We start from the raw sequence: 21,577 nt of genomic DNA on the forward strand, positions 1-21,577 counted from the left end.
CCGGCCGCCGCGACCCGGACCGGCCCCCCGTGACGCGCAGGGACGTGCCGCTAGGGTCGGCGCGTGAGCGATACCAACCCCGCCGCGCTGCATCCACACGATCCTCGGTGGCTTCCTCATGCGACTTCATGGCTGGACCGGATCGCTGGCGCGTTGAGCGACCTGCCTGGTGGCGTTACGGCAGCGTTCGACCACATCGGTTCGACGTCGGTCCCGGGTCTGGCCGCCAAGCCCTACGTCGACCTCCAGGTCCGAATCAGCCCGCTGCCGGGCGAGGAGCCGCTCAGCGAGTGACTTCAGCCTCTGGGTCTCGTGCGCGCTCACGGCTCCCGCCGCGACTCGCCGGGGGTGTATGCCGACGTGCCGCGCGGCGGGGACGACCGGCTGCCTCCTCAGGTGTGGGAGAAGCGTCTCTACGTCCACCCCGAGGAGCGGCTGATCCTGCACGTGCGGCGTGCGGACTCGCCGTGGGGGCTCTACACGGTCTGGTTCCGGGACTGGCTCCGTGCGCACCCGACTGCTCGTACCCGGTACGAGGCGACCAAGCAGAGACTGTCGGCGCAGAACGGCGGCAAGGCCGACTACGACGACTACACGCGGGCGAAGAGCGCGTTCTTCGACGAGGTCGAGCAGGAGTTCGTCTCCTGGGCGAAGGCGCGCGAGCGCTGACGCTCGTCTCGGGTTTCAGGTCCGGGTCAGAACAGCATCGACGAGGGGCGCGTACCGGTCGGACCGAGCACGGTCCCAGCGCCCCAGGAGGTGGAACGTCGCGATGCGGAAGGCCAGGGCGCGCACCACGAGCTGCGACCACTCCGGGACACCGGCCCCGAGGCCGGCGATGGCCCTCATGGGGGTGCTGTGCCACGTCACGGCGTCGACGACGGCGATCGCGGCACCGAGGCCGGCCGGCCGCCAGTACGGAGCCCAGTCGATGATCGCGGGGGGCTCGCCGTCGGCGAAGAGCACGTTGCCCAGGAGGTCGCCGTGGATGACCTGGCGAGCTGATTCCACAGGGCGAAACCGGGCGGCCAGTCGGTCGAGCGTCGGATCGTGGGGGAGCGGGTCTTCTCCCCAAGCCATGCGATCCGCTCGGGCCCAGGGGTCGTCCGCGGCGTCGATGAACGACGGTTTGCCGAGACCGGCGATCGCGCGGTGAAACGCATCGGCGGCCCTCAGGACGTCGGAGACCCGCGACTCGTCGGCGGCGCCGGGTACCCAGCTCCAGGCCTCCCAGCCGTCGACGACCCATGCTCCCGACGCGGTCCTGACCGGCCGTGGGGTCCGGAACTCATCGGTGTGCTCGAGCGCATCGAGCACACCCGCGCGCCAGCAAGCCTCGCTGCTGCCACCCGAAGGGCGGAGCACGAGCCGCCCCACGCGCCACGTCAAGCCGCGGCCGCCCGCAAGCCGCTCGCGACTCACGACGTCGCCGACCCCGAAGGCATCCAGCACCTGTGCGGAAGGCCCATGTCGCGACGTCACGCACGGATCGTATCCGTCACCGCACGACGGGGATCCCCGCTCGGAGCTGCGACGCCACCCTTGCCCGGGAGGTGACGGCCAGGGCGGGCGCTCGCAGCACTGCACCGACCACTCGCGGTCAGCGAGCAGGGGAGTGGCGCCGCGGTGGCGATGCCGCCCGCGCTCGGGTTCGGGCCCGCTGCCGTGGCCAGGGCGCTCTCGTCGCCGAATGGAGCCCACCAGGTGACGCCAGGCGGCGCGGAGCAGCCCCGCTCAGCACGACCGAGCAACATCGGGCAAACCGGACATTGCAGCATGGCGATGGGGCAGGTCGGCGCGCCGGACGGGGTGACCGGCGCTCCGGTCGTCGGTCGGACGACGCGAGCGCCGGCCCGCAGGTAGGCGCGCGGCCCTGGCTCGCGAAGTCCGCAGGTGCCGAACTGCAAAGGCGCCGAACTGTGAATGCGAAAGCCTGGAGGATCTCGGCCGCGCCCTGGGTCTCGATGGGAGCGTCGAGCGGGGCGCTGAGTCATCCATGCGGCAAACCGATAATGCACATTATGTCATTACGCCGGAGAATGACGCCCTGAACCCCTCCCTCGAGCGGCGGCGCGACGCGAGGTTCCAGGTGCGACCGCGCGGCTGCACACGGCGACACCTGCGGTATGTCCGGTGACCATGGACGGCCGCCGAGTCCCGAGTGCAGGCCCGAGCATCGGCAGGCCCGAGCATCGGCAAGACCGCAGCGCGCGCAGCAACATGCTCGTGCAACGCCGGTCAGATTCTCCGCCGACCCGGACGATCGTTCGTCGGCGTGCGCATCGTCCTGGAGCGCCGGCCTGAATGATCGCTCGGCAGCCTCGGCGTGCACGTCGCCGCGTGCGCTGCCCGCCGCCCCGGCCGAAGCGCGCTCAGCCTCGTTTCTTCCTGCGGTCCCCCGGGGCGATCCGGACGCGCCGGCGCGCTCGACCTGCCGCGCCGACAGCAGGACGAATCCCGGTCAGCCCACCGCGGCGCCGAGCTCTCGCACTCCCTCTCGTGCCGCGGTAGGATGATTCGGACATAGGCCTCAAACCATTGTGTATGACACAACACAGTGGTCTCGTGCGACCGAGCCCCCGGTGTCGTCCGGTCGCCGGACCGGTACAGGCCCTCCGGCGCGGCCTGTCGCACGGCACGGCTACCGTGAACGACATGTCCACTCCCCCCGGCGGGCTCGCGTTCTGCGTCTTCCCCACCGCGATCGGGCACTGCGCCCTCGTGTGGCGCGCGCCCGGCACCGTCGTGGGCTCCGCACTCCCCCACGGCTCGCCGCAGAGCACCCGTGCCGCCGTCTCACGATGGTTCCCCTCGGCCCGAGAGACCGCCCCCGACGCCGCGATCAGCGCCGTCGCGGCCGACGTCGCGGTCCTGCTCGAGACCGGGGAGGGCGACCTGTCGGATGTCGACCTCGACCTCTCCGCGGTACCGGCGTTCGACCGCCGCGTCTACGAGGTGGTGCGCACCATCCCGGCCGGCGCCACCCTCACCTACGGCGACGTGGCCGCACGCCTCGGCGCCCCCGGCGCGGCGCAGGCCGTCGGCCAGGCCCTCGGGCGCAACCCGTTCCCGCCCATCGTGCCGTGCCACCGCGTGCTCGCCGCGGGCCGGCAGGTCGGCGGTTTCTCCGCACAGGGCGGGCCGCGGACCAAGCTCCGGATGCTCGAGGCCGAGGGCGTGCACCTCGAGCACCCCACCCTCTTCGACGTCTGAGCGACCCGGCCTGGTCCACGCGCCAGGTGTGTCGGTGCGCGCGCCTACCCTGGGTTCAGCCGTGCGGCGGGCGTCGCCGCAGGTCACGGACGTGCGGGTGGGCCGCACCGGTTCGCAGCAGACGCCCTGGAGGACGAGATGGTCGCCCCGCCACGGCTGGATCGCGTCGCGGTCGAGGCCGCCGTCGACCGGTACCTGGCCTCGGTCCGGGTGGAGAGCGTGCGCGGGATCCTCTCCCCCGCCACGGCGCGCAGCTACGAGCGGGACGTCCGCGAGTTCGCGGACCTGGTCGGGCGCGACCGCGTCCTGGACGACGTGACCGGCGAGGACGTCGACGACGCGCTGGTGCGCTACCAGGCCAGCCCCGACGGCCGGTACAGCGACCCGGGCCGCAAGGGCGGTCCTGGGCGGTCGGTCGCTACGGTCAACCGGTTCCGGCAGTCGGTGAGCCGGTTCTTCGCGCACGCAGCCCGGCACTGCTGGGTGCAGGCCGACCCCATGCAGTGGGCCGCGCCACCGGCCCGCTCGCGCGACCGGCTGCGGGTGGAACGCACGGCGCTCTCGGCGTCGGCGGCGGGAGCCCTGCTGCAGGCGTCGGCCGTGCCCGACCTCCCCGGCCCCGGGCCCGCCGGCGCTGCCCGAGCGCCGCGGTCGGACCAGGCGCTGGCGCTGCGCGACCGCCTCGTCGTCGCGCTGCTCCTCGTGCTCGGCCCGCGGGTGTCGGAGCTGGCGCGCGCGGACGTCGCGGACTTCACGCGCGAGCCGGAGGAGACGCGGTGGCGCATCGTCGGCAAGGGCGGGTCGATCCGCACGGTCGCGCTCTCCGCCCCCCTGGCGTCGGCGCTCGAGGAGTACCTGCACGAGCTGCGTCCGCGCCTCGCGGCCCGGCGACCGGACGACACGGACGCGCAGCGTGCCCTGCTCCTCACCTGGCGCGGCCGACGCGTCGACACCCAGGCGGTGCGCGCCCTGCTCGCACGCGCCGTGGAGCGGATGCCCGCCCCATACCGCCGGCCGGCGACGCCGCACGCGCTGCGGCACACCACCGCCACGCTCCTGGTGGCGGAGGGCTGGGACGTGAAGGTCGTCGCGGAGCTGCTCGGGCACCGGTCCATCGCCACCACGGGCGTGTACCTGGACCGGATCGAGGGCGAGCTGGCCGCGGCGATCCGGTCGCACCCCCTCTCGGCGGGGCTCGCGGCCCCCGGGGCGACGGCGGCCGAGGCTCCTGGCGAGCAGGTGGCGGGTGACATCACCGACGTACCCGACAGTTCGGCGCGCGATGCCGACGCCCCGTGGCTACGGTGAGCCTCGTGCCGCCTCGTTTCCCACGCCTCCGCAAGCCCGTCCGCGTCCAGATCGACTGGCCCGCCCTGCGCCGGTACGCGACCCGCGGCGCGGTCCTCGCCGCGGCGGTCCCGGTGGCGGCGGCGGGGGCGGTGATGGGGCTCGAGCGGTTCCGCCGCCACCAGTACCCGTTGGACGAGCCGTTCCCCACGGCCCCGCCGTCGTCCACCGAGGTCGAGGACACCACCGCGACGCTGTACACGTACGGGGCGGACCTCTACGACGCGATGCTCGCGGCGATCCGCGGCGCGCAGCGGGAGATCTTCCTGGAGACGTACATCTGGAAGGACGACGAGGTCGGCCGCCAGTTCAAGCAGGCCCTCGTGGAGGCGGCAGCCCGCGGCGTGGCCGTCTACGTCGTGTACGACGGGTTCGCGAACCTGGTCATCTCCCGGCGCTTCTACGACCTGCCCGGCGTGCACGTCCTGCGCTTCCCCGCGATGCGCCCCGGGCTGTTGATGCTCGACGTGCGCCGGTCGGGCCGCGACCACCGCAAGATCCTCGTCGTCGACGACGAGACCGCGTTCGTGGGCGGGTACAACATCGGCTCCCTGTACGCGACGCAGTGGCGGGACACGCACCTGCGCCTCACCGGCCCGTCGGCGTGGGAGCTGCGCAACGCGTTCGTCGACTTCTGGAACCGGTGGCGCGGCCCGCGCCTGCCGGTGCTGCAGGACGTCGGCTCGTCGCTGTGGCTGCCCGAGCTGCGGGCGGCGCGCAACGCGCCGTCGGAGCTGGTCTTCCCGATCCGGGGCATCTACCTGGACGCGATCGACCGCGCCTGCTCGCACGTGTACATCACGCAGGCGTACTTCATCCCCGACGAGGACATCCAGGCGGGTCTCCTCGCCGCCGCGGCCCGCGGCGTCGACGTGCGCGTCCTCGTGCCGGAGCGGTCGAACCACGTGGTGGCCGACTGGCTGGCCCGCGGCCACTACTCGACGCTGCTGCGCGGGGGCGTGCGGATCCTCCTGTACCAGGGCGCGATGATCCACGCGAAGACCGCGACGATCGACGGGCGCTGGACCACGGTCGGCACCGCGAACATCGACCGGCTGAGCCTCACGGGCAACTACGAGATCAACCTCGAGGTCGTGGACGACGGTCTCGCGGGGCAGCTCGAGGACGCTTTCCGCATGGACCAGTCGAACTCGCGCGAGCTGACCCTCGCCGAGTGGCAGACCCGGCACCCGCTGTCGAAGGTCGCGGAGCGGCTGATGTCGCCGCTGCGTCCCTTCCTCTGACAGACGTCGCCCCCGGGCCCGACCAGGAGGTCGTGGCCCGAGGGCGTGTGCGTCGATGCGTGCGCGGCGTCAGCCGGCGGAGCGTGCGCGACGGCGCGCGGCGAGCTCGTCGCCCTCGTGCGCGGCGGGCTCCTCGTCCTCGAGGGACTCGGTCGGCATCTCGGACAGGGTGCCCTCGATGTCGCGCCACACGCGCCCGACGGCGATGCCGAACACGCCCTGGCCGCCCTGGACGAGGTCCACGACCTCGTCGGGCGACGTGCACTCGTAGACCGACGCGCCGTCGCTCATGAGGGTGATCTGCGCCAGGTCCTCGACACCCCGCTCGCGCAGGTGCGTGACGGCGCTGCGGATCTGGTGCAGCGAGACCCCGGTGTCGAGGAGCCGCTTGACCACCTTGAGCACGAGGATGTCGCGGAAGCTGTAGAGGCGATGCGTCCCCGAGCCTGTCGCAGGCCGGATGGACGGCTCCACGAGGCCGGTGCGGGCCCAGTAGTCGAGCTGGCGGTAGGTGATCCCCGCGACCCGGCACGCCGTGGTGCCGCGGTACCCGGTGGCGGCGTCCTGCTCCGTGAGGTCCTCGCCGAAGAGGAGCCCCTGGGCGCCGTGCGGCACCGAAGCACCCGTGGGGACGCTTGCCTCACCGCTGCTGTTCACTGTGCCTCCTGGTGTTCGACTCCACGCTAGGACGCCCCTGGGGGGCCGTCAACGACGTCGGGTCCGAGCGGACCGCGTGTCGCGCCGCCCTGCCCCGCGTCCGGGGACCTCGCGCCTGGCACTCAACCATCGACCACGACTTGAGGGTTCGGCCCTACGGTAGCCGAGTCTGACCGTCAACCGGAGGTCGAGGGTCTGTCCGGGCGTGGCGGACACCGCCCGCCGGACCCCGCCCGTGCCGCGACGACGTCAGGGAGGGGCGTCGTCGGGCCGTTCGCCGCTCGGGGGCGTACCCGGCTCGTGCGGCCCGCCGGGAGCCGTGAAGTCGGCGGCGGTCGCGTGGTCGAGGAAGTCGCGGAACTTCTCCACCTCACGCTGCTGCTCGACGTCGACCACCTCGACACCGGCGACGGCGACGACCTCGGCCGAGCAGAGCACCGGGCTCGTCGTCCGGACCGCCAGGGCGATGGCGTCCGACGCCCGGGAGTCGAGCCGGGTGCCGTTCGACAGGACGAGCTCGGCGAAGAACACCCCGCCGTCGAGCGCCACGATCTCGACCCGCTCGAGCTCCACGCCCACCGCGCCGAGGAGGTCCCGCAGCAGGTCGTGCGTCATGGGACGGGGGGTGACCAGCCCGGCCTGCGCCATCGCGATGGCCGACGCCTCGCGCGCCCCGATGACGATCGGGACCGCGAGGTTCGCGGCGGCGTCGAGGAGCAGCACCACGATCTCCTGGTCGTGCTGCTGCTGCCGCACCCCGAGGACCTCCACGGGGACCATCGGTGCGTCGCTCGCGTCGTCGGCGTCCACCGATCCACGGTACGTCCGCAGGGTGCCGCACGTCGCCCGGGGAGCACCCCCGATCATGACGCGCCCGCATCGGGGGGACGCGGGCGCGTCAGACGAGGTCGTTCGACCCCTGCCGCACCCAGGTCGAGTGCAGGCGCGCGAGCAGCTCGCCCACCTCGGCGGCGAGCTCCGCGCCCTGGGCGCGGGCGGACGGGGTCTGCTGGCTGCGGTACGGGGCCACGAGCTGGTCGACCAGTCCCACGTGCCGGTCCGCCGACGACCGCAGCGACCGCAGGTGCCGCGGCTCGATGCCGTGCTCCGCGAGCCGGGCCGCGATGCGCACCACGTCGGGGGCGCCGTCGTCCAGCCGGCTGCCCGCCCGGGCCTGGAGCACGCCCGCGGACACGAGCTCCTTGACGAACCCCGGGGACGTGCCGGTCGCCTCCGCGACGGTCTCCACCGTCCACCGCCGGCGAGCGACCTCCGCCGGGCCCGTGGCCTCCGCGAGCCGCGGTGCGGGGCCGGGAGCCGGCTCCCCCGCGTCCATCTCGGCGAGGCGCTCCTTGATGACCTTCAGCGGCAGGTACGAGTCCCGCTGCTCGGTGAGCACGAACCGGAGGCGCTCGACGTCGGCCGGGCTGTACTGGCGGTAGCCCGACGGCGTGCGCACCGGGTCGATGAGGCCCTGGTCCTCGAGGAAGCGCAGCTTGGAGTGGGAGACCGAGGGAAACTCCGTGCCCAGCTGGGCCAGCACGTCGGAGATCCGCATCGTCGCCTGGCGCGAGATCCCCCGCGGCCAGGGTTCGGGCGCGCCGGCGGGCTCCTCGCCCTGCGCGGCCTGCGCCGCCGTCACGACGCGGGCGCCTGCGGGTCCCGCGGCGCCTGCGGGCTGGCGTGGAACGACATGCGGAACTTGCCGATCTGCACCTCGTCGCCCGTCGTCAGCGGTGCCGAGTCGATGCGCTCCCGGTTGACGTACGTGCCGTTGAGGGAGCCGATGTCGCGGACCACGAACCGGTCGCCCTCACGGGCGAACTCCGCGTGCTTGCGGGACACGGTCACGTCGTCGAGGAAGATGTCCGCCTGCTCGCTGCGGCCCGCGACCGCCCGGTCGGAGTCCAGCAGGAAACGCTCCCCCACGGCGCCGGAGCCGTACTGCACCACGAGGAGCGCCGAGTGCCGCGGCAGCGCCGCGACGGCGGCCGCCTCCTCCGCGGTCAGCGGGATCCGGAACGCCTGCTCCTCCGCGGGCGCGCCCACGCGCCCCAGGTGCGCGGTGGTGTCCGCGGCCGCCTGGTGCGGCGGAAGAGAGCGGGGGTCCGTCATCAGTCCTCCTGTGAGGTCGTGCCGGTGGGTCGGGCGACGCTGCCTGCCTGGCTCGTGACCGGATGCCCCGGGATGGCCGACTGTGCGTCCGACGTGCGCCGTCGTCCGACAAACCTACCCCGACCGGGGCACGGGCGGGAAGCCCGCCCACCGCCGACGACGCCGCGGACCCGGTCCGGGCGCGCCGCGCACGACGAGTCAGTCGTCCTGCCGCTCCGGCTGGGCGTACTCGGGCTCCTGCGGTGGCGTGACCGCCGTGATCTCCACCTCGTCCTCGCGGGCCGTGGACGCCTCGGCCCCCGCGGTGCGCACCGTCGCGAGGGCGCCGCCGGGGATCTCGAGCGCCCGGTCCAGCGTCTCGGGGTCACCGATCACGGTCCACTCGTACGGGGAGGACAGCGCGGTCCCGTCCACGACGATCGCGGTGCGCTCGTCCTCGAACCACGTCGACGTGACGAGGCGCACCCCGTTGAGCTCGACGACCTCCGCGCCGGCGTTGCGCAGCTCCTCCAGCACGTTGAACATCTGCGACGCCTTGAGCGCGCCCTCCGGGTCCTGGATGGTGATCCGCACCCCCGGGCCCTGCGCCGGCAGCCGACCCGACAGGATCCCCTCGGACTCCGCCCGCTGCTCCGCGAGCTCCAGCGCCGACCGCGCCTGCCCGGAACCGGACTCCAGCTCGTCGCGCGTCGCCTCCAGCCCCGAGACCTCGTCCCCGAGCTGCTGCGCCCGGTCCGTGACCTCGTCGAGCAGGCGCACCAGGTCCTCCTGCCGCGCGGACGACAGCTGGTCCGAGGCCGACTGCTGCACCTGCACCACCAGGGCGAACCCCAGAGCGGCGCACAGCACGCCCGCCAGCACCTGGGACCGGCTGGCCCGCGGACGCAGCGCGGCACCGAGCCGGCGCCATCCGCTGGGCTCGGACGACGCCGCGGCGCTCGCAGGCTCGCCGGCGGCGTCCGGCCCGCTCACGGGACCGGGGTCGGCCTCCGACACCGGCCGGGCGGACGGCTCGCTCTCGGTCGTCGTCTGCGCGCTGGTGGGACTGTCCGAGCCCGCGTCCGCGAAGACCGCGTGCGCGGGGTGCGTGCTCTCCGGCGAGGGGGTGACCGGCTCGTCGTGGCCGGGGGCGAGGTGCACAGGCTCGGCGGGCGCCTCCGCCTCCAGCGGCTCGTCGTCCTGCTGGTCGTCCTGCGAGTTGTCGTCGTCCAGCGGCTCGTCGTCCCCGGTGGGGACGGAGGGAGACGATGACGCCTCCGGCGCCGTCGCGTCCCCGGCGTCGCCGGGCTGGTCGTCCGTCCCGCGCGGGGTCTCCGCCGCGACGGCGCTCGCGGCGTCGGCAGCGTCCTCGTCCGGGCCGGTGGACGACGGCGGCGCCGCGGCCACGTCGTCGCCCGGGTCCGTGGTGCCGTCGCCGACGTCGGGGGTCTCGGGACGGTCGTCCTTCGGGTCGCTCATGCGCCGCTCACGCCTTGAACAGGTGGCGACGGATCGCCGCCGCGTTCGAGAAGATCCGGATGCCCAGCACCACCACGACCGCGGTCGACAGCTGCGCGCCCACGCCCAGCTGGTCGCCGAGGAACACGATGAACGCCGCGACCACCACGTTCGACAGGAACGACACCAGGAACACCTTGTCGTCGAACAGGCCGTCCAGCTTGGCGCGCAGGCCACCGAACAACGCGTCCAGTGCCGCCACCACCGCGATCGGCAGGTAGGGCTGCAACGCCACCGGCACGGTCGGCTGCAGCACCAGACCGGCGACCACGCCGATCACGAGCCCGATCGCGGCGATCATGAGCGTTCCTCCTCGGTGTCGGACGACGACGTCCCCTGCGGTGTCTCCTGCGAACCGTCACCGGGCTGCGAGGACGACTCCCCCGCACCCGACGGCGACGCGTACCGCAAGGTCTGGTTCCCCACGCCCGGCAGCGACAGGTCGCTCTGCGGGGTCACGCTCGACTGGATCCCGTAGCGCGACCCCAGCAGCTGCAGGTACGCCGGGGCGCCGGAGCGAGCGTACGCGGTCTGCATGTCGTCGGGGTCACCGATCGCCCGGATCGTGTAGGTCGGGCCCGGCAGCGGCACGAGGTCCACCAGGATGGCGTCCCCCGCGTTGCGGATGGCCGACAGCGACGTCAGGCGCTGGTCGTCCACCGAGACCGCCTCCGCGCCCGCTGCCCACAGCGCGTTCACCACGGTCTGCACGTCCGCGTCCCGCACCCGGGCGCTCGCATCCGGCGCGGACTCCGACTGCGCGGCGTCGCCGTCCGACAGGGAGACCACCAGGCCCGGACCGCTCACCGCGGCCGACCCGCTCACCACCCCGTCGCGCTGCAGGGTCTGCAGCAGTCCCGGGTCCTCGCTGGCCAGCGCGGTGTGCTGCAGCTCCTCGATCTCGTCGCTCAACGCCACCGACCGCGCCTGCTGCGCCTCCACCTCCGCGCGCCGGTCCACGATCTGGTTCTCGAGCACCTCGCGAGCCGCCGCCACCTCGGCCTGCGGCGCCCGCAGCTGTCGTGCCGCCGACACCGTCAGCAGACCCAGCAACGCGGCCAGCACGAGCAGGAGTGCCACCGAGAGCCCTCGGCGCCGCGTCGGGCGGCCGGCCCGAGCCGCCTCGGCACGCCGCTCGGCCTCCTCCGCGTACCCCGGGTCCAGAGGCTTCTCCATCACCTCGACCAGCAGGGTCATCGACTCGTCCGGGCGACGGCGCCCCGGCGTACGCACCGGCGCGGTCACGCCTCGCCCTCCGGGCCCCCGACGGCCGGCCCGGCGCTCGCGGCCCCGAGCAGCTCGCGCGCCTGCCGCAGGTACTGCACGCCCGCCACCCAGTACAGGCCGACGCCCCACCATGTGAACGCCCAGCCCACGACGTGCGCCGCCGCGCCGACCCCACCCGGCACCGTCGCCAGGAGGAGCAGCGGGAACGCGTACAGGAGCGCGAACGTCCCGGCCTTGCCCACGAAGCTCACCGGCAGGGGCCCGTACCCGTGCCGCGCCAGCACCGGCAGCAGGCACGCGAGCATCACGTCCCGGGCCACGATCACCACGAGGATCCACAGCGGGATCACGTCCCGCCAGGTCAGGCCGATCAGGGTGACGAAGATGAAGAGACGGTCCGCCGCCGGGTCCAGCATCTGCCCCAGCCGCGTCACCTGGTGCAGGCGCCGCGCCAGCACGCCGTCCAACCAGTCCGTGAAGCCGGAGAAGGCCAGGACGGCGAGGGCCCACACGTCCTCGCCCACCACGATCAGCACCGCGAACACCGGCACCAGGGCCAGACGCAGCAAGCTCACCAGGTTCGGGATCGTGAAGACCCGGCTGCTGATCTCCTGGCCCTCCTGCACGGGGCACATCCTACGCACGCGCCCTGCGCCCAGTGGCCGAACTCACCGGCACCCGCCGGTCCACTTCCGGCCCCGGCCGGTAGACTGGGACCACCTTCGGAGTTCGTCGTGCCTCCCGCGTGTTCGTTGTGCCCCGCTCAGAGCGGGGCTTGGTGTGTGTCCGGGACCGAGCGACCGTGCCGCCTCCTCGGCGGTGCAGGACTCCTCCCCCACCACCCACAGAACGGTGACCCCCTCTTGAGCACCCCTGACTCCACCCTGCCCAGCGAGCCCACCTCCGGGCAGACCACCGGGCAGGAGCCCACGTTCGCCGACCTCGGCCTCCCCGCGCCGCTGCAGGCCGCCGTCGACGACCTCGGGTTCACGACGCCGTCGCCCATCCAGGCGCGCGCCATCCCCGAGCTCCTCGCCGGCCGCGACATCACCGGCGTCGCCCAGACCGGCACCGGCAAGACCGCCGCCTTCGGCATCCCGCTGCTCGCCGCCCTCGACCCGCAGGCCTCCGTCGCCGGCGGGCACGTGCAGGCCCTCGTCCTCGCCCCCACCCGCGAGCTCGCGCTCCAGGTCGCCGAGGCCGTCGAGTCGTTCGCCACCCACCTGCCCGGGGTGCGCGTCACCTCTGTGTACGGCGGCTCCCCCTACCAGCCCCAGCAGCGCGCCCTGCGCGACGGCGTGCACGTCGTCGTCGGCACCCCCGGCCGCGTCATGGACCACCTCGAGCGGGGCACCCTCTCCCTCGACGGCGTGAAGTTCCTCGTCCTCGACGAGGCCGACGAGATGCTCCGCATGGGCTTCGCCGAGGACGTCGAGACGATCTTCGGCCAGGCCCCCGCGAAGCGACAGGTCGCCCTGTTCTCCGCGACCATGCCGCCCGCCATCCGCGCCGTCGCCGAGACCCACCTCACCGACCCCGTCGCGATCGCCGTCTCCCGCCAGTCCTCCACCGTGTCGACCGTCGAGCAGACCTACGCCGTCGTCCCCTTCCGGCACAAGATCGGCTCCCTCGTCCGGGTGCTCGCCACCTCCGACGCCGACGCCAGCATCGTCTTCACCCGCACCCGCAAGGACGCCGAGGAGGTCGGTGCCGCCCTCGTGGAGCGCGGCACCTCCGCCGCCACCATCTCCGGCGACGTCGCCCAGAAGGAGCGCGAGAAGATCGTCGAGCGCCTCAAGTCCGGCGCCCTCGACGTCCTCGTCGCCACCGACGTCGCCGCCCGCGGCCTCGACGTCGACCGCATCGGCCTCGTCGTCAACTTCGACATCCCCCGCGAGCCCGAGGCCTACGTGCACCGCATCGGGCGCACCGGCCGCGCCGGCCGCACCGGCCGCGCCCTGTCGTTCGTCACGCCCCACGAGCGCGGCAAGCTCAAGCACATCGAGCGGACCATCCGCACCACCCTCACCGAGGTCGAGATCCCCTCGCCCCGGGACGTCTCCGAGCACCGCGCCCGCCGCCTGCTCGACGCCGTCGGCACGCGCATCGAGGCCGGCCGCCTCGACCTGTACACGCGCATGCTCCAGGAGCGGGCGGCCACGCCCACGGGCGTGGGCTCCGACACCGAAGGCACGCCCGCCCCCGTCGAGGGGAACGACGACGCCCTGCAGGTCGCGGCCGCCCTCCTGGCGCTCGCGGTCGGGGACGACGGCCCCCAGCAGCGCGCCGCGCAGGAGGAGCACGAGCGCGAGCGGGCCGAGGCCAAGGGCGGGCGCACCCGCGAGACGCACCGCGCCGAGCGCACCGAGCGCGACGGCGACCGCACCGGCCGCCACCCGCGCTCCGACCGCGACCGGGACGACCGTGGCCGCGGCATCCGCCGTCCCGCCGCCGGCACGCGCTACCGCATCTCCGTCGGGCACACGCACGGCGCCCAGCCGCGCGGCATCGTCGGGGCGCTCACGCACGAGGGCGGCCTGTCGGGCAGCGACATCGGCAAGATCGACATCTTCGGCAACTTCTCGCTGGTCGACATCACGCGGCCGCTCGACGACGCCGACATGAACCGCATCGGCCGCGCCCACGTGGCCGGCAAGGCGCTCCGCATCTCCGTCGACAAGGGCGCCCCCGAGCGTCGCGCCCCGCGCACCGAGCGGCCCCGCACCGACCGTCGCCCGGCCCGCACGGCCTGACGCACCGGGCGGCCTGCCCGAGACACGACGAAGCCCCGCGAGCCGTACGGCTCGCGGGGCTTCGTCGTCCCGGCGGTGAAAGAGGCGGTCAGCTGCGGTCCGGCGCCTCGCCGAGGCTCACGACGAGGGACCTCAGCCGCCGCGCCTCCGCCATCCCCCGCTCGCCGTCGGCGCGCTGGATGCCCATGACGGCGAGCGTGCCGCCGTCGGCGAGGTCGAGCCGCACCCACGGGTCGTTCGGGCCGAGCCGCACCTCGACGATCTCCGGCCACGCCAGGGTCCGGGACCGGATGAGGTTGCGCACCCGCAGCCCTTGCTCCGACGGCACCGCGTGCACGCCGCCGAGCCGCCACAGCAGCCAGGTGACGCCCAGCGCGAAGACGATGAAGGAGACCTTGTTCACCGCGGCCGCGCCCATCGGCCCGTTCGAGCCGAGTCCGACGACCACGCTGCCGACCGCGGCGACCACCCACACGAACCAGGCCGAGACCTGGCCCCACAGCGGTCGGAACGTGCGGAAGCGTGGCGTGCTCATGCCGACCACGCTGCCACCCCGCGCGCGTGCTCGACAGGCCGGCGGGCGCCGACCCGCCGGGTCACAGGCGGCTGGCGTGGATGGAGGTCACGATGATGCCGCGCGCCCCCACCTCGTACAGCGCGTCCATGACGCGGTTGGTCTCCGAGCGCTTCACCATCGACCGCACCGCCGCCGACTCGCCGTTGTGCAGCGGCGACACGGTGGGCGACTCGAAGCCCGGGGTCACGGCCACCGCGGCGTCCACGAGCTCCATCGGCACGTCGTAGTCCATGAGCACGTACTCGTGCGCGGTGATGACGCCCTGCAGGCGGCGCGTGAGCACCTCCAGCCCGGCCGGCTCCCCCACGTCGCTGCGCCGGATGAGCAGCGCCTCCGAGCGCAGGATCGGCTCGCCGAAGACCTCCAGGCCCGCTGCGCGCAGCGTGGTGCCGGTCTCGACGACGTCGGCGATGACGTCCGCCACGCCGAGGCGCACGGAGCTCTCCACGGCGCCGTCCAGGTGCACCACCGCCGAGGGCTCGATGCCCCGCTCGCGCAGGTACGAGCGGACCAGCGTGTCGTACGACGACGCCACGCGGCGGCCGTTGATCTGCTCGACAGACGTCATGGTCCCGGCCGGCGCCGCGAAGCGGAAGGTCGAGGCGGCGAAGCCCAGCGGCAGGTGCTCGACGGCGTCCGCGCCGGAGTCCAGCAGCAGGTCGCGGCCCGTGATGCCGACGTCGACGGTCCCGGAGCCCACGTACACCGCGACGTCGCGCGGGCGCAGGAAGAAGAACTCGGCGCCGTTGTCGGGGTCGGCGAGCACGAGCTCGCGGGTGTCGCGACGCTGGCGGTAGCCCGCCTCGCGCAGCATGTCGGAGGCCGGGACGGACAGGGAGCCCTTGTTGGGGACGGCGATACGGAGCACTGCGGTTACCTCGCTTGGATCAGGTCGGGACGTGTCGGCGGCTGGGCGCGCGCGACGGACGACGGGGCCGCACCGTGACGGTGCGGCCCCGGTCCGGGCGCTCACAGATGCGCGTACACGTCCTCGAGCGTCAGCCCCTTGGCCAGCATGAGCACCTGCAGGTGGTAGAGCAGCTGCGAGATCTCCTCCGCGGCGGCCTCGTCGGTCTCGTGCTCGGCGGCCATCCAGACCTCGGCCGCCTCCTCCACGATCTTCTTCCCGATCGCATGCACGCCGGCGTCCAGCTCGGCCACGGTCCCTGACCCGGCGGGGCGGGTCGTGGCCTTCTCGGTCAGCTCGGCGAACAGGGAGTCGAACGTCTTCACCCGCTCAGCCTAGACGCCGGGACCCCGGGGTCCTGGCCCGGTTCCAGGCCTCGGGACGGTGATCTGTGCTTGTTCAGGACGCTTGGCACACTATTTTTCTGGAACGAGAAGAGATCTCCCTTGCCCGACCCGCGAGGCCTCAGTGCGCGTGCGACGACGCCAGCTCGCGCAGCGTCGAGATCTCCGCCGGGACGTCGGCGGCCCCGTACACCGCGGAGCCCGCGACGAAGACGTTCGCCCCCGCGTCCGCCGCTCGCTCGATCGTGTCGCGCGACACTCCCCCGTCGACCTGGATCCACACGTCCAGCCCCGACTCCCCCACCGCCTGCCGGGCGCGCCGGATCTTCGGCAGCGTGCCGTCGATGAACGACTGCCCGCCGAAGCCGGGCTCCACGGTCATGACGAGGATCATGTCGATCTCCGGCAGGAGGTCGAGGAACGGCTCCACCGGCGTGGCCGGCCGGAGCGCGACGCCCGCCCTCGCCCCCAGGCGCCGCAGTTCCCGCGCGAGGCGCACGGGAGCTGTCGCGGCCTCCGCGTGGAACGTCACCGACGCTGCGCCCGCCTCCGCGTACGCGGGCGCCCAGCGGTCCGGGTCCTCGATCATCAGGTGCGCGTCCAACGGCACGGGCGAGACCTGCGCGAGGCGCTCGAAGATCGGCAGGCCCAGCGTGAGGTTCGGCACGAAGTGGTTGTCCATGACGTCCACGTGGGCGTAGTCGGCGGTGGCGATGGCCCCGAGGTCGCGCTCGAGGTTCGCGAAGTCGGCCGACAGGATGCTCGGGTTGATCAGCGCAGGCATGCGCCCAGCGTAGGCGGCGCAGCCACTACGCTCGCCCCGTGCCACCGCTCCCCTCCCCCACCGAGCCGTCGCCGACGACCCGGACGACCCCGACGGCCGCCCCTGCCTCGACGACCGTGCGTGCCGCCGTCGCCGACGACCTGCCCACCGTCGCGGCCATCCTCGAGCCGTACGTCACCGGCACGGCCGTGACGTTCGACGAGCAGGCCCCCGACGTCGCCGCGTGGCGCCAGCGCCTCGTGGACCTGGACGCCCGCGGCCTGCCCTTCCTCGTGGCCGAGGTCGACGGGGCCGTCGTCGGCTATGCCTACGCGTCCCCCTGGCGCCCCAAGGCCGCCTACCGCTACACGGTGGAGGACACGATCTACCTCGCCCCCGCGGCGCAGGGGCGAGGCGTCGGCTCCCTGCTCATGACGGCGCTGCTCGAGGCCTGCTCGCGTGCGGGCGTGCGGCAGGTCGTGGCCGTCGTGGCCGACGACCCCGCGGCGGCCGGCTCGCTCCCCCTGCACCGCCGGTTCGGCTTCGAGGTCGCCGGCGTGCTGCGCGACGTCGGGGTCAAGCACGGCCGCTCCGTGAGCACCACGCTGCTGCAGCGCACCCTCCCCTGACGGGCGTCAGGCGGGCAGGTCGGCGCGCAGCGCGTCGGTGCGGTCCTCGACGGTCCGCCACGCCTCCGTCCCCACTCCCGGGTGGGCGTCGCGGTCGATCTCCTCGAGCCCCGTGCGCAGGCCGTCCAGCGTGGCCGTCACGGCGCGCAGCGCGCGCCGACGCGGCAGGCCCCACGACACCCCCTCGTCGACGAGGTGCTCGGCCGTGATCCGGTCCATGTCGCGCTCCCCCGACACGTCCATGGCGAAGACGCGCGACGCATGGGCGTGGTGCAGGTGCATGGAGACGTCGTAGGCCGGGGCGAGCGCGACCGTGCCGTCCGCGCGCCGGAGCATCGAGACGTTCTTCGCGTGCGCGTCGGTGTTGCCGACGGCCAGGTTCAGCGTGGTGAGCGCGAGCAGCGGGTCGGGCCGGGCGCCGTCGTCACGCAGCACGCGGGCGATCCGCGCGAGCGACGGCAGCGCCCGCCCGTGCTGGAACTTGCGCTCCGGGTCGCGCGTGTTGATCCCCAGCGCCTGGGCGGCGTCCTCCTGGTGCACGCGCCGCTGGCCGCCCGGGGCCGCCGGGTCGGGCACCCGGTCGTAGCGGGAGACGACGATCGCGCGGACGTCCTCGAACGTGGCGACCTCGGCGCCGATCGTCGTGAGGCCCACCCGGCGGGCCAGGTCGAGCGCCGCGGCCTCCGTGTCGACCAGGTCGGCCGTGGGCGAGCCCGCCTCGCGCGCCACCTTGAGGATGTGCGTCGTCGGCTGGGTGGGCGACGCCCGCAGCCAGCCGCGGTCGTCGCGCACCAGGCCGATCTTGGGTTCCATGCCGGGCAGGGAACTCGTGAGGTGCCGGCTTCGGCCGTGCCCACCCGCCCGCGCCAGGCTCTCGCGCAGGAGCGACGCGACGCCGGACTCGTCGACGTGCACCGCCGGCCGGGACGCGGGCGTCGGGGTGAGCCCGGGCGGCACGAGCAGGAGCGCCCCGACGGTGTCACCGCCATAGGCCGCGAAGAACCCGACCGAATCCTCCGGGTCGACGCCTGCCTCCATCGCCATGGAATCGCGCACGCGACCCTCGGGCATCAGCCCGTCGAGCCACGCCGTGACACGGGGGGACGGCGGCGGAGAGTCCGGGTCCATGGGTAGGAGGTGGGACAGCACGCGCGCACCGTATCCCCATCGTGCGACCGCTCCGGCGTCCCAGTCCAAGTCGACCCGGTGGGTTCCCCGCGGGCTGGACCGTCCGACGAATCGCGCCACCCTCGTCCCGTAGAGCCAGGCGTCGAGCTCACTCACCGGCACGATCGGCTCTCTCTGCAAGACGCACGTCGATGTCGAGCGCGTCGAACATCTCGAACAACCGGGTGATGTACAGGTTGTCCACGCCGGACTCCATCTCCGAGACATACTGCCGAGTCAGTCCTAGCTCGTCCGCGAGCGCCGCCTGGCTGAGTCCTGCACCCTTGCGCGCCTGTCGGACGAACCGGCCGATGTCGCGCGGGCTTCGCGCGACGGCCCATCGCTCGCCGTCCATGTGTCACCTCGTCATGTCGGATTATTCTGACCACCCCGGATGGCGCCAGGTTATCCTGGCACAGCAGGGTGATGCAAGAAGATCCCGACAGTCAGACTCCGCGCCGGCGCAGCAGCGTCAGGTGCATCGCGTCCGTGCCGTGCACGTGCGGCCACAGCTGCACGTCCAGCCCGTGCGCGCCGCCGTCCGAGGCACCGAGATCGATGTCCGCACCGGGCACCAGAGCGTCGCGCATCGCCGACCGCGCGTCGATGCGCTCCGCGTCGTCCCGGCGGCGCAGCACGTCGTCGACCACGAGTCGCGTCTCCGCCAGGTGCGGGGAGCAGGTGACGTACGCGACGACGCCGCCGGGACGCACCGCGTCGAGGGCGGAGGAGAGCAGCTCACGCTGCAGCACGGTCAGCGTGCCCAGGTCGGCGGGCGTGCGGCGCCAGCGCGACTCGGGGCGGCGGCGCAGGGCGCCGAGCCCGGTGCACGGGGCGTCGACCAGCACGCGGTCGTAGCCACCGGGCTCCTGGTCGCCCACCTCGCGCCCGTCACCCGTGCGCACGCGTTCGACGACGCCGTCGGGCACGGCACGCAGGGCACGCTCGACGAGGCGGGCGCGGTGCGGCTGCACCTCGTTGGCGACGAGGGCGGCGCCCCGCTCCCCCGCGAGCGCGGCGAGGAGCGCGGCCTTGCCACCCGGCCCGGCGCAGAGGTCGAGCCAGCGGGCGTCGGGCCCGTCCAGCGGCGCGCCGGCGAGGGCGAGGGTGACGAGCTGGGAGCCCTCGTCCTGCACGCCCGCGCGGGCGTCCGCGACGGCCGGCAGGGCGGCGGGGTCGCTGCCCCCGGCGAGGACCAGCGCGGTGGGCGCCCAGCGGCCCGGTTCGAGGCGCACGTCGGCGTCGTCGGCCTGCCCGCGCAGGACGTCCGGGCCCGCGAGCCCGGGGCGGGCGACGAGGGTCACGCGCGGCGCGGCGTTGTCGGCGTCGAGCAGGTCGGGGGCCTCGTCGGGGCTGCGGCCGTGGCCCGCGAGCGCCTCGCGCAGGGCGCGGGTGATCCACACGGGGTGGGAGCCCGTCGTGGCGAGCGCCGTGACGGCGTCGGGCGCCTCCTCGGTGAGGCGTGCGAGCCAGTCCTCGAGGGGGGTGCGTCCGACGGCGCGCAGGACGGCGTTGACTATCTGCGCGGGCCCGGCGCCCACGCGGTCGCGGGCGAGCGCGACCGTCTCGGAGACGGCCGCGTGCGAGGGGACGCGCATGCCGAGGAGCTGGTGGGCGCCGAGGCGGAGGACGTCGAGCACCTCGGGGTCGAGCTGGTCGAGGGGGCGCGTCACGCAGTGGGCGAGGATCGCGTCGTAGCGTCCGCGCAGCCGCAGCGTGCCGTACGCGAGCTCGGTGGCGAAGGCGGCGTCGCGCCCGGAGATGCGACGCTCGCGCAGCAGGGGCGGCAGGACGAGGTTGGCGTAGGCGTCGGAGCCGTCGACCTGGCGCAGCACGTCGTAGGCGGCGGTGCGGGCGGGGTCGGTGCGGCGGCGCCGTTCGCCGGGGGCCTGGGCGCTGCGGTGCGTCTCGCCGCGGGAGCGGGCGGCGCCGCGCTGGCGGCCCTTGCTGTCGCGCTGCCCGTCGCGGCCGCTTGCCTGGTCGGCACGGTCCTGGGATCGGTCCTGGGATCGGTCGCGCCCTGCGCCCGGACCGCGTCGCCCGGCGCTCATCGGGCGTCCTGCCCGAGGCGCGGCGCGGCCTGGCCGGCATCACCGGTGAACAGGCCTCGGGCGCCGCGCGCCCAGTCGGCGGCGGGCATGGGCTTCTTGCCGACGGGCTGCACGTGCCCGAGGGCGACGGCGTGCGTGGCGGTCCCGACGAGGACCTCCTTCTTGCCGGCGCTCACCTGGCCCGGCGCGAGGTCGGTGACGTCGGGGCGGGGGGTCACGGGGCCGAGGCCGAGGCGCGCCCCGGGCGCGGCGTCGAGGCCAGGGGTGGACGGCAGGGTCGTCCACGCCCCCGGGGCGGGGGTGACGGCGCGGATCCGCCGGTCGACGGCGAGCGCGGGGTCGTCCCAGCGGACGCGGGCGTCGTCGGTCGTCACCTTGGGGGCGAGGGAGGCGCCGTCGGCGGGCTGCGGCTGGGGGGCGAGGCCGCCGTCCTCGAGCGCGTCGAGGGTCGCGACGAGCAGGTCGGCGCCGCTGGTGGCGAGGCGGCCGAGCAGGTCGCCGGACGTGTCGCGGGGGCGGATCGTCTCGGTGGCGGTGCCGAGCACGGGGCCGGTGTCCATGCCCTCGTCGAGGAGGAAGGTCGTGGCGCCGGTGACCTCGTCGCCGGCGAGGACGGCGTGCTGCACGGGAGCCGCGCCGCGCCAGGCGGGCAGGACGGAGAAGTGCAGGTTGACCCAGCCGAGGCGGGGCACGGCGAGCACGTCCGGGCGCAGGAGGTGGCCGTACGCGACGACGGGGGCGGCGTCGACGGCGAGCTCGCGCAGCGTCGCGAGGAACTCCTCGCCCCGGGGGCGCGCGGTGAGGACGGGTATGCCGGCCTCCTCGGCCGCCAGGCGCACCGGGCTGGGCACGAGACGGCGTCCGCGACCGGCGGGCGCGTCCGCCCGGGTCAGGACGGCCACGACCTCGTGGCGCGACGCCAGGAGGGCGCGCAGGGACGGGACGGCGGGTTCGGGGGTTCCGGCGAAGAGCAGGCGCACCACCCGATCGTAGTCGGGCGAGCGCGGCGCGGTCCGCGAGCGCCGGGGCGCCGCCGAGCGGCACGACGAGGGCGTGGCACGACCAAGGTTCGCGAGGGGTGGTGGG

At 74.3% G+C, this 21,577-nt stretch carries 21 protein-coding genes and 2 pseudogenes; 6 read left to right on the top strand and 17 right to left on the bottom strand.

Going from position 1 to position 21,577, the window contains the following annotated elements:
• Nucleotides 1-63 precede the first annotated feature (63 nt).
• Nucleotides 64-669: pseudogene (locus tag ABZ493_RS13665) on the top strand (GrpB family protein).
• A 15-nt stretch (nt 670-684) separates the two neighbouring features.
• Here the strand turns inward: ABZ493_RS13665 and ABZ493_RS13670 are convergent.
• Nucleotides 685-1,482: a hypothetical protein gene (locus ABZ493_RS13670; RefSeq protein ID WP_430582691.1), complete on the bottom strand. Its 798-nt coding sequence runs from the start codon at nt 1,480-1,482 to the stop codon at nt 685-687.
• A gap of 1,173 nt (nt 1,483-2,655) precedes the next feature.
• On the opposite strand from ABZ493_RS13670, the gene ABZ493_RS13675 reads away from it, so the two are divergent.
• From ABZ493_RS13675 to ABZ493_RS13685, 3 genes are all read left to right on the top strand, one after another.
• Nucleotides 2,656-3,213, top strand: a complete 558-nt coding sequence (locus tag ABZ493_RS13675; protein WP_430582692.1) for an MGMT family protein — start codon at nt 2,656-2,658, stop codon at nt 3,211-3,213.
• A 138-nt stretch (nt 3,214-3,351) separates the two neighbouring features.
• Nucleotides 3,352-4,521 (top strand): tyrosine-type recombinase/integrase, encoded by a 1,170-nt coding sequence (locus tag ABZ493_RS13680; protein WP_430582693.1) that lies wholly within the window; start codon nt 3,352-3,354, stop codon nt 4,519-4,521.
• Between the two features lie 5 nt (nt 4,522-4,526).
• Nucleotides 4,527-5,804, top strand: a complete 1,278-nt coding sequence (locus ABZ493_RS13685) for a phospholipase D-like domain-containing protein (protein WP_430582694.1) — start codon at nt 4,527-4,529, stop codon at nt 5,802-5,804.
• Nucleotides 5,805-5,873: 69 nt separating this feature from the next.
• Here ABZ493_RS13685 and ABZ493_RS13690 read toward each other — a convergent pair whose 3' ends face one another.
• The 8 genes from ABZ493_RS13690 to ABZ493_RS13725 form a co-directional block, all read right to left on the bottom strand.
• Nucleotides 5,874-6,461 (bottom strand): MerR family transcriptional regulator, encoded by a 588-nt coding sequence (locus ABZ493_RS13690; RefSeq protein WP_429729328.1) that lies wholly within the window; start codon nt 6,459-6,461, stop codon nt 5,874-5,876.
• A 249-nt stretch (nt 6,462-6,710) separates the two neighbouring features.
• A complete protein-coding gene (locus tag ABZ493_RS13695) occupies nt 6,711-7,241 on the bottom strand; it encodes a bifunctional nuclease family protein (protein WP_430582721.1) in 531 nt (176 codons plus the stop codon).
• A 118-nt stretch (nt 7,242-7,359) separates the two neighbouring features.
• Nucleotides 7,360-8,103, bottom strand: coding sequence for a MerR family transcriptional regulator (locus tag ABZ493_RS13700; RefSeq protein WP_430582695.1), 744 nt, complete (start codon nt 8,101-8,103; stop codon nt 7,360-7,362).
• The gene (locus tag ABZ493_RS13705) at nt 8,100-8,576 is read right to left on the bottom strand and encodes an FHA domain-containing protein (RefSeq protein WP_429729332.1); all 477 of its coding nucleotides are present in this window, start codon (nt 8,574-8,576) and stop codon (nt 8,100-8,102) included. The genes ABZ493_RS13700 and ABZ493_RS13705 overlap by 4 nt, the downstream gene beginning before the upstream one ends.
• A gap of 198 nt (nt 8,577-8,774) precedes the next feature.
• Entirely contained in the window at nt 8,775-10,034 is a 1,260-nt protein-coding gene (locus ABZ493_RS13710; RefSeq protein WP_430582696.1) for a DUF881 domain-containing protein, read from the bottom strand.
• A 7-nt stretch (nt 10,035-10,041) separates the two neighbouring features.
• Nucleotides 10,042-10,374, bottom strand: coding sequence for a small basic family protein (locus tag ABZ493_RS13715; RefSeq protein WP_430558803.1), 333 nt, complete (start codon nt 10,372-10,374; stop codon nt 10,042-10,044).
• Entirely contained in the window at nt 10,371-11,318 is a 948-nt protein-coding gene (locus ABZ493_RS13720; protein WP_430582697.1) for a DUF881 domain-containing protein, read from the bottom strand. Before ABZ493_RS13720 ends, ABZ493_RS13715 begins: the two co-directional genes overlap by 4 nt.
• Nucleotides 11,315-11,926, bottom strand: coding sequence for a CDP-alcohol phosphatidyltransferase family protein (locus ABZ493_RS13725; RefSeq protein ID WP_430582698.1), 612 nt, complete (start codon nt 11,924-11,926; stop codon nt 11,315-11,317). Before ABZ493_RS13725 ends, ABZ493_RS13720 begins: the two co-directional genes overlap by 4 nt.
• Nucleotides 11,927-12,163: 237 nt before the next feature.
• On the opposite strand from ABZ493_RS13725, the pseudogene ABZ493_RS13730 reads away from it, so the two are divergent.
• A pseudogene (locus tag ABZ493_RS13730) lies at nt 12,164-14,050 on the top strand (DEAD/DEAH box helicase); the annotation flags it as partial.
• 91 nt (nt 14,051-14,141) lie between these two features.
• Here ABZ493_RS13730 and ABZ493_RS13735 read toward each other — a convergent pair.
• The 4 genes from ABZ493_RS13735 to rpe all read right to left on the bottom strand — a co-directional run bounded on the left by ABZ493_RS13735 (nt 14,142) and on the right by rpe (nt 16,665).
• Complete coding sequence (locus ABZ493_RS13735; RefSeq protein WP_430582699.1) at nt 14,142-14,588, bottom strand: PH domain-containing protein; 447 nt, start codon at nt 14,586-14,588, stop codon at nt 14,142-14,144.
• Nucleotides 14,589-14,649: 61 nt separating this feature from the next.
• Nucleotides 14,650-15,498, bottom strand: coding sequence for an ATP phosphoribosyltransferase (gene hisG / locus ABZ493_RS13740; protein WP_430582700.1), 849 nt, complete (start codon nt 15,496-15,498; stop codon nt 14,650-14,652).
• Between the two features lie 101 nt (nt 15,499-15,599).
• Nucleotides 15,600-15,863: a phosphoribosyl-ATP diphosphatase gene (locus tag ABZ493_RS13745; protein WP_079575216.1), complete on the bottom strand. Its 264-nt coding sequence runs from the start codon at nt 15,861-15,863 to the stop codon at nt 15,600-15,602.
• Nucleotides 15,864-16,002: 139 nt separating this feature from the next.
• Nucleotides 16,003-16,665, bottom strand: coding sequence for a ribulose-phosphate 3-epimerase (gene rpe, locus ABZ493_RS13750; RefSeq protein WP_430582701.1), 663 nt, complete (start codon nt 16,663-16,665; stop codon nt 16,003-16,005).
• A gap of 38 nt (nt 16,666-16,703) precedes the next feature.
• On the opposite strand from rpe, the gene ABZ493_RS13755 reads away from it, so the two are divergent.
• Nucleotides 16,704-17,273: an N-acetyltransferase family protein gene (locus tag ABZ493_RS13755; RefSeq protein WP_430582702.1), complete on the top strand. Its 570-nt coding sequence runs from the start codon at nt 16,704-16,706 to the stop codon at nt 17,271-17,273.
• A gap of 6 nt (nt 17,274-17,279) precedes the next feature.
• Here the strand turns inward: ABZ493_RS13755 and ABZ493_RS13760 are convergent, their stop codons facing one another.
• The 4 genes from ABZ493_RS13760 to fmt form a co-directional block, all read right to left on the bottom strand.
• A complete protein-coding gene (locus ABZ493_RS13760; protein WP_430582703.1) occupies nt 17,280-18,668 on the bottom strand; it encodes a HipA domain-containing protein in 1,389 nt (462 codons plus the stop codon).
• Nucleotides 18,550-18,795, bottom strand: a complete 246-nt coding sequence (locus tag ABZ493_RS13765) for a helix-turn-helix transcriptional regulator (protein ID WP_430582704.1) — start codon at nt 18,793-18,795, stop codon at nt 18,550-18,552. Before ABZ493_RS13765 ends, ABZ493_RS13760 begins: the two co-directional genes overlap by 119 nt.
• A gap of 91 nt (nt 18,796-18,886) precedes the next feature.
• Complete coding sequence (locus ABZ493_RS13770) at nt 18,887-20,491, bottom strand: transcription antitermination factor NusB (RefSeq protein WP_430582705.1); 1,605 nt, start codon at nt 20,489-20,491, stop codon at nt 18,887-18,889.
• Nucleotides 20,488-21,471: a methionyl-tRNA formyltransferase gene (gene fmt, locus ABZ493_RS13775; protein WP_430582706.1), complete on the bottom strand. Its 984-nt coding sequence runs from the start codon at nt 21,469-21,471 to the stop codon at nt 20,488-20,490. The genes ABZ493_RS13770 and fmt overlap by 4 nt, the downstream gene beginning before the upstream one ends.
• Nucleotides 21,472-21,577 lie beyond the last annotated feature (106 nt).

The sequence above is a fragment of the Isoptericola sp. NPDC019482 genome (genome assembly GCF_040632295.1).
GTDB lineage: Bacteria > Actinomycetota > Actinomycetes > Actinomycetales > Cellulomonadaceae > Isoptericola.

Coding starts and splice junctions, on each gene's coding strand:
- ABZ493_RS13705 (WP_429729332.1), bottom strand. CDS start 8,576: ATGACGGACCCCCGCTCTCTTCCGCCGCACCAGGCGGCCGCGGACACC.
- ABZ493_RS13695 (WP_430582721.1), bottom strand. CDS start 7,241: ATGGTCCCCGTGGAGGTCCTCGGGGTGCGGCAGCAGCAGCACGACCAG.
- ABZ493_RS13760 (WP_430582703.1), bottom strand. CDS start 18,668: ATGTCTCGGAGATGGAGTCCGGCGTGGACAACCTGTACATCACCCGGT.
- ABZ493_RS13735 (WP_430582699.1), bottom strand. CDS start 14,588: ATGAGCACGCCACGCTTCCGCACGTTCCGACCGCTGTGGGGCCAGGTC.
- ABZ493_RS13675 (WP_430582692.1), top strand. CDS start 2,656: ATGTCCACTCCCCCCGGCGGGCTCGCGTTCTGCGTCTTCCCCACCGCG.
- ABZ493_RS13770 (WP_430582705.1), bottom strand. CDS start 20,491: ATGAGCGCCGGGCGACGCGGTCCGGGCGCAGGGCGCGACCGATCCCAG.
- ABZ493_RS13710 (WP_430582696.1), bottom strand. CDS start 10,034: ATGAGCGACCCGAAGGACGACCGTCCCGAGACCCCCGACGTCGGCGAC.
- ABZ493_RS13680 (WP_430582693.1), top strand. CDS start 3,352: ATGGTCGCCCCGCCACGGCTGGATCGCGTCGCGGTCGAGGCCGCCGTC.
- ABZ493_RS13765 (WP_430582704.1), bottom strand. CDS start 18,795: ATGGACGGCGAGCGATGGGCCGTCGCGCGAAGCCCGCGCGACATCGGC.
- ABZ493_RS13715 (WP_430558803.1), bottom strand. CDS start 10,374: ATGATCGCCGCGATCGGGCTCGTGATCGGCGTGGTCGCCGGTCTGGTG.
- rpe (WP_430582701.1), bottom strand. CDS start 16,665: ATGCCTGCGCTGATCAACCCGAGCATCCTGTCGGCCGACTTCGCGAAC.